At 64.1% G+C, this 6,393-nt stretch carries 7 protein-coding genes; 4 read left to right on the top strand and 3 right to left on the bottom strand.

Going from position 1 to position 6,393, the window contains the following annotated elements:
• Positions 1-286: 286 nt before the first annotated feature.
• The 3 genes from Q0925_RS05985 (at position 287) to Q0925_RS05995 (ending at position 2,837) form a co-directional block, all read left to right on the top strand.
• Positions 287-2,053, top strand: a complete 1,767-nt coding sequence (locus Q0925_RS05985; RefSeq protein WP_299332836.1) for a BCCT family transporter — start codon at positions 287-289, stop codon at positions 2,051-2,053.
• Positions 2,054-2,172: 119 nt separating this feature from the next.
• On the top strand, positions 2,173-2,622 hold the full coding sequence (locus Q0925_RS05990; RefSeq protein WP_299332839.1) for a zinc ribbon domain-containing protein: 450 nt from the start codon (positions 2,173-2,175) through the stop codon (positions 2,620-2,622).
• Between the two features lie 41 nt (positions 2,623-2,663).
• Entirely contained in the window at positions 2,664-2,837 is a 174-nt protein-coding gene (locus Q0925_RS05995) for a hypothetical protein (RefSeq protein ID WP_299332842.1), read from the top strand.
• Between the two features lie 3 nt (positions 2,838-2,840).
• Here Q0925_RS05995 and Q0925_RS06000 read toward each other — a convergent pair whose 3' ends face one another.
• Together Q0925_RS06000 and Q0925_RS06005 are read right to left on the bottom strand one after the other, a co-directional pair.
• Complete coding sequence (locus Q0925_RS06000; protein WP_299332845.1) at positions 2,841-3,281, bottom strand: universal stress protein; 441 nt, start codon at positions 3,279-3,281, stop codon at positions 2,841-2,843.
• A 60-nt stretch (positions 3,282-3,341) separates the two neighbouring features.
• Positions 3,342-3,896 (bottom strand): NAD-binding protein, encoded by a 555-nt coding sequence (locus Q0925_RS06005; RefSeq protein WP_299332848.1) that lies wholly within the window; start codon positions 3,894-3,896, stop codon positions 3,342-3,344.
• Between the two features lie 261 nt (positions 3,897-4,157).
• Here Q0925_RS06005 and Q0925_RS06010 point away from each other — a divergent pair, with 261 nt between their 5' ends.
• Positions 4,158-5,777 carry a spermidine synthase gene (locus Q0925_RS06010; protein WP_299332851.1) on the top strand — a complete coding sequence of 540 codons (1,620 nt, stop codon included), beginning with the start codon at positions 4,158-4,160 and terminating at the stop codon, positions 5,775-5,777.
• Between the two features lie 179 nt (positions 5,778-5,956).
• Here the strand turns inward: Q0925_RS06010 and Q0925_RS06015 are convergent, their stop codons facing one another.
• Complete coding sequence (locus Q0925_RS06015; protein WP_299332854.1) at positions 5,957-6,151, bottom strand: cold-shock protein; 195 nt, start codon at positions 6,149-6,151, stop codon at positions 5,957-5,959.
• Positions 6,152-6,393 lie beyond the last annotated feature (242 nt).

Below are 6,393 nucleotides of genomic sequence, written 5' to 3' on the forward strand. Positions count from 1 at the left end.
GCGTTCCCTTCGTCGGGCACACGCTCGAACAAACACGAATCTTTATCCGATAGAACGAGTAGAAGCCAATGTAGATTTGCATCATGGGTGGGGATACCTATGACCACCACAGTCGTCGGCGGTCCCGCACGGACACCCGGCCGGCCGATGATCGCACGCACGGTCACGGCGAGTACACCGACACACAACACATGAGTAACTCACAACCGACGACCCGAGTACACCGACACACAACACATGAGTAACTCACAACCGACGACCGGCATCTGCCGGATGGAGGAGCGATATGGCTGAATCGGACGACACGACCGGCGAGATGTCCGACGGGCTTCAGGTCGAACTGTTTCACCCCGACTCGGACCGTGAACCCGGCGACACGAACATCCAAGCGCTGGGGTTCGACATCCACCCGGTGGTCTTTCCGGTCGCACTGGTTCTGATCGGACTCTTTATCGCCATGACGATCCTGCTTGGCGATCAGGCCTCGGATGCGTACACGGCGCTGTTCAACTTCATCGGTACCAACTTCGGCTGGTTCTACCTGCTGGTGGTGAACGTCTTTATCGTCGTTCTCCTCTTTTTCGCGTTCAGTAAGTACGGCAACATCAAAATCGGTGGCGTCGAGGCCGAAAAGGAGTTCAGCGACTTCTCGTGGATGGCGATGCTGTTCAGCGCCGGTATGGGAATCGGCCTCATGTTCTTCAGTGTCACCGAACCGATGTTCTACCTCAACAGCCCGCCGTCGTACTTCGGTGCCGAGGCCGGGACGGGCGCGGCCGCGGCCGGCGCGATGGCTCAGACGTTTTTCCATTGGGGCCTTCATCCGTGGGCCGTCTACGGGCTCGTCGGCCTCGGTCTCGCCTTTTTTTCGTTCAACCGTGGTCTCCCGCTCACGTTCCGTTCGATCTTCTGGCCGCTGCTCGGTGACCGCATCTACGGGTGGCCCGGCCACGTTATCGACCTCGTGACCGTGTTCGCGACGCTGTTCGGTCTCTCGACGTCGCTCGGCCTCGGCGTCGCACAGGTCAACAGCGGGCTCTCCTACGTCTTCGGGAGCGAGATGCTCGGGGTAGCGAACATTCCGACCGGGACGACCGTTCAGGTGCTGCTCATCGCCGGCATCACGGCCATCGCCACCGTCTCGGTCGCGGCAGGTCTCGACGGCGGTGTCAAGCGCCTGAGCACGGTGAACCTCTATCTGATGTTCGCCCTGCTTGGCTTTCTTCTGATCGTCGGCCCGACGGTGTTCATCCTGAGCACGTGGGTCGAGGGACTCGGGACGTACCTCCAGAACATCCTCGGTCTTGGCTTTTTCACCGGGACGCTCACCCCCGCGGCCAACGGCACCCCGACCGGGTGGACCGTCTTCTACTGGGGCTGGTGGATCGCGTGGTCGCCGTTCGTCGGGATGTTCATCGCCCGGATCTCGAAGGGGCGGACGATCCGGCAGTTCGTTCTCGGCGTGCTCTTTCTCCCCGCCATCTTCTCGACGATCTGGCTGTCGACCTTCGGCGGGGCCGCGCTGAACCTCGCCATCGGCGGCGGTCCGGTCCAGACGCAGTACGCCGAACTTGGGTACGGGTCGTTCGAGACGCTCGGTATGTTCGTCACACTGAATCAGTACCCCATCGGTGTTCTGTCCGGGTTGCTGGCGACGCTTCTGGTGATCACCTTCTTTGTCACGTCGTCCGACTCCGGGTCGCTGGTCATCGACCATCTGACCTCGGGCGGCAAGCACGACGTGCCGAAAACCCAGCGCATCTTCTGGGCGGTCACGGAGGGTGGCGTCGCGTCGGTTCTGCTGATCGGCGGCGGCCTGACCGCCCTGCAGACGGCCGCGATCACCACCGGTCTCCCCTTCGCTGTCATCCTTTGTCTGATGTGTTATACCGTCTATCTCGGCCTCAGCAACGAGTACGAGATTCTCGAATCCGAGGAGTTCGCCGAAACCATCGAGGAGTTGAGCGACCGCGAGAACGTCGATGTCGTGACCAGTGGCGACGAGATGGTCACCGACGTCAGGGAAGGCGACGACGCCCCGAGCGGCGACTGACAGCCACGATACGGCCCGGCTATGGGTGTGTCGTCACCCGCTTCGCCGGCTGTTTCTGCCGGCCGGCCGCCGAAACGTTCTCGACAAGTCATTTATGATCACGCGCTCGTAACACACGTGTGACCGACGACACCGGCGGCCTGTTGACGACGGTCCGCCGGGTGCTCGCCCAGGGTGTCGACCTCGTCGTGTGGGTCGGCGCACGGCTGGTGGCGCCGCTCAGAACCGACGACGACCCGAACGCCTTCCGACTGTCGAGTGTCGAAACCCACACCACAACCATTGAGGGCGACACCGGTTGGGGACACCGACCCCCTGCAACCGTTCGGTGTCCGGAGTGTGGGGCCGAAATCCTCCAAGCCGACGCGAACGATCCGATCGACTGCCCGGAGTGTGCGGCCACGTTCCAGCCGGATCGGTTCACCGATCTGGAGCTTCTCACCATGACCTGTCCGGTCTGTCGCGCCCCGATGCAACACGGGCAACGGCATCCACACACCTTCGACGTTCCGGAGTGGGCGACGTGTGGGAACTGCCAGTACCACTGGGAGTTCAAGCATTTCTACTGACCGGCGACAGATCCTTGCGCCCGCGGGCCGTTGTGGCCGCCGTGGGTGAGTTCGTTCCGACGGCGCTTGCGGCGCTTGTCGCCGTTCTCTTTGCCGTCGCGTTGGTGACGATGGCGGCGGACCGACTGACCGTCGCGGGGCTGTGTTTCCTGAGCGCCAGTCTCCTCATCTACCTCCGCGAGCGGTGGCTACGGGACTCGAACGTGGACGCCTAACCGTCACCCGTCCATCGTCTGTCGCACCGTTATCACCGGCACCTCCGAGGTACGGACGACCCTCTCGGCGGTGCTTCCCAGCAACGCCCGGAACTTCCCCCGGTACGCGCTTCCCAGAACGATGGCGTCGATCCCTTCCGACTCGGCGTAGTCGGTTATCTCTTTGGCCGGCGACCCGGTTTTGATGATCGACTCGCAGTCGAGTCCCATCTCGGTCGCGCGATCACAGAGCTCTCCGGTCACCTTCTCTCCGTACTCGTGGTACTCTCGTCGCATCTCTTCCTCGTCGTCCCGGATGTACACCGTCCGGGGCGCACCCGGGAGGTCGATGACGTACAACCCGTGGACCGTCGACCCACACCCAAACGCGAGGTCGAGTCCGTGGTCGACACCCTCTCGTGCCTCCTCGCTCCCGTCGAACGGGAGCAAAATACTGTCGTACATCTCGTTGAACGCAGTTCTCATGTCGGGGCGAAATAACTTGGGGCAGGCCGGCGTCGGGGATCACCGCGCCGTCATCCTCGCCGCCACCGACTCCGCCGAGCGACCCCGACCGCTCACCCAGCACCGACCGAGGAGGCGGCTGTCGATGACCGCCAACGCGTCCCGGGCGTCGTCATCCGTCGCGACGACGACACCCCGCGCCGAGTCGATCCGGGCATCGCGAAGCGCCGTCTCGTCGGTGGGGTCGGCCGTCAACACGTTCACCTCCGTTGCCGTCGCGAGTTCGCACATGAGCGGTTCCGTCGGGTCGCCGTGGCCGAGGACAAGAACGTGGTCCTCAATGAGTGTGAGTTCCGAGGCGGTTATGATTCCGAACGCGTTGGAGATCCGCGATTCGAGAACAGGAACGAGCAGCGACCCCGTCGCGACGGTGAACATGCCCGTCCCGAGAACGATCACCGACGGGCTAAACAGTTCTGTGACCTGTGTCGTCGGTGTCGCGCCGCCGTGGCCGACGGTCGTCCCGGTGACGATGATGTAGTAGAAGGCGTCGGTCACGGTGTCGACACCGACGAAATTCTCCCGCATAGCGTATGCGCCGACGGTACCGTACATCTGCACGGCCACGGACGCGGCCACGCGACGGCCGTCTGGTGGACACGCCGTCGAACGACCGACGGTGGCGACACATCGGACGACTGACTGCTGACTGCTGACTGCTGACTGCCACGACCGGACGGTGCCGAACACCCCAGCCGCCACACACCTGTCCGGTCTTCCGGCCGACCGATCGACGTGACACACCCTACACCCGCCGCCGGCGTAACACTCCCGTCGAGCCAAGGCTTAAGACACGCCTCCACCATGCTCCACCGAATGTCGTCCCTCCCAGACCGCGCCCGCCGGCCGCCGGGCCCGGAGGTTGCGGTGTTCGTCTCCGGTGTCGCCAGCATGGGACTCGAAATTCTAGCCGGACGGATAATCGCCCCGCAGTTTGGGAGCAGTATCTACACCTGGGGGAGCATCATCGCCGTCTTTCTCGCGGCGCTCTCGCTCGGCTACCACCGTGGCGGACAGTGGGCCGAACGCCGGGCGAGCGACGGCCGACTCGCGTGGCTGTTGCTCGGAACCGCCGCCTACGTCGCGCTCGTCGTGTTTGCGTCCGACCTGTTGTTGTCGGCCGCCTCGGCGCTTCCCCTGCCCGGCCGCTTTGCTTCGCTGCCCGCGGTGACGCTTCTCTTTGGCCCGCCAACCTACCTTCTCGGGTTCGTCAGCCCCTACGCCGCCGAACTCTCGAACACGGAAGGTGTCGGCGCCGCCTCGGGGCGTGTCTACGCACTGGGCACCGTCGGTAGCATCGTCGGCGCGTTCGGGACGACCTTCTTTCTGATCCCGGCACTCGGCGTCGAGACCATCGGCGTTGGCTTTGGTCTCCTACTCGTCGTGACGGGCCTGTGGCTCGCCCGCCGGACCGAGAGCCGTCGACCGACGCTCACCGGGGTCGCCGTCGCGCTCCTGATCGTCGGCGCGGGCGTGGGCGGGTCGGTCGGTGTCTCGACCGGCGGTCCGGTGCTCTACCAAACCCAGACGCCGTACCAGGAACTCCAGGTCACGCAGCTGGGCGACGAACGGACGTTGTATCTCGACGGCCAGCCACACAGCGCGATGGACACCTCCGACCCCGACCGCCACGTCTTTGGCTACACGCGCTATTTCCACCTGCCGTTGCTCATGACCGAGGACGTGGATCGGGTGCTGTTCGTCGGCGGCGGCGGGTTCACCGGACCGAAACACTTCGCCGACGAGTACGACGTGACCGTCGACGTGGCCGAAATCGACCCCGAGGTGATCGACACGGCGAAACGGTACTTCGAACTCGAGGAGTCGGACAGCCTGCGGGTCCACAACACCGGCGGGAGGCAGTTCCTCCGCGAGACAAACCGGACGTACGACCTGATAATCCTCGACGCGTACAAGAAAGACAAGGTCCCCTTTCAGTTGACCACCGTCGAGTTCATGCGACTCGCCAACGACCGACTCGACGACGACGGCGTTCTTTTCGCCAACCTGATATCGGCGCCCAGCGGTCCCGCCTCGAAGTTCTACCGCGCCGAATACAAGACGATGAATCAGGTGTACTCACAGGTGTACACGTTCCCGACCGCCGGGACCGGCGCCATCCAGAACGTCGAGGTCGTCGCCACCAAAGACGACGACCGCCTCTCGACGGCCGATCTGCAGGAACGAAACACCGAACGGGACATCGGGATCAGCCTCCGCCGTGAGATCGACACCTACCAGCCGCCGCCACGGACCGACGACGTGCCCGTTCTCCGCGATGGTCGTGCCCCTGTCGACTCCCTGCTCGACCCGATGGTCGGCCAGCGATACGTCGTCCAGCGGACCGACGGGAGCGGAACCGCCGCCAACACGACGGCGGCCCGTGCGGGTTCCCCCTCGCGCTCCCGACTGACCGAACCCGCCGTACCGCGCTGATTTTCCCGATCCAACGGCCGCCGTGGTTGGCGTTCGGTCCCGTGAGTTGCCGACCCGCATACACGGCCCCGACCTCAGGATCCTCGTTCGGCCGAACCGACCGTCCGGAGCCGCCGCTTCCCGGACGAGTTCACAAAAAACCGTCGTCGTACCGGCCGCCGCAGGGCGACGGTCCGATATTACAGGCGAACGACGTTCGCCGCACGCGGGCCCTTGGGGGCCTGTTCGATGTCAAATTCGATCTCGGTCCCTTCGGTCAGATCCTCACCGCCAACGTCTTCCATGTGGAAGAACACGTCGTCGTCAGCATCCTCAGTCTCGATGAAACCGTAGCCGCCAGTGTCGTTGAAGAAGTCGACCTTACCGTTTGCCATTGCAAATGGACGAATGTCAACTGTACGTATAACAGTTCCGCATTCGTGTTCCGTCTCGGCGAACCACCGGACGAATATCCGCATACGACGCTTCGGACGGTCGGTTCGACGCCGCGCCGGTGACCGGTCGGTCGGTGTCGACGGGGAGAGAGCGCGGATACCGACATCCTCGGCCGCCGCCACCGATCAGAGGTCGGGTGCGGGCGCGAGTGTCGTCTCCTCCTCGAGCGAGAGCGTCTCGT

The organism is Haloplanus sp. (genome assembly GCF_028275055.1).
Lineage (GTDB): Archaea > Halobacteriota > Halobacteria > Halobacteriales > Haloferacaceae > Haloplanus.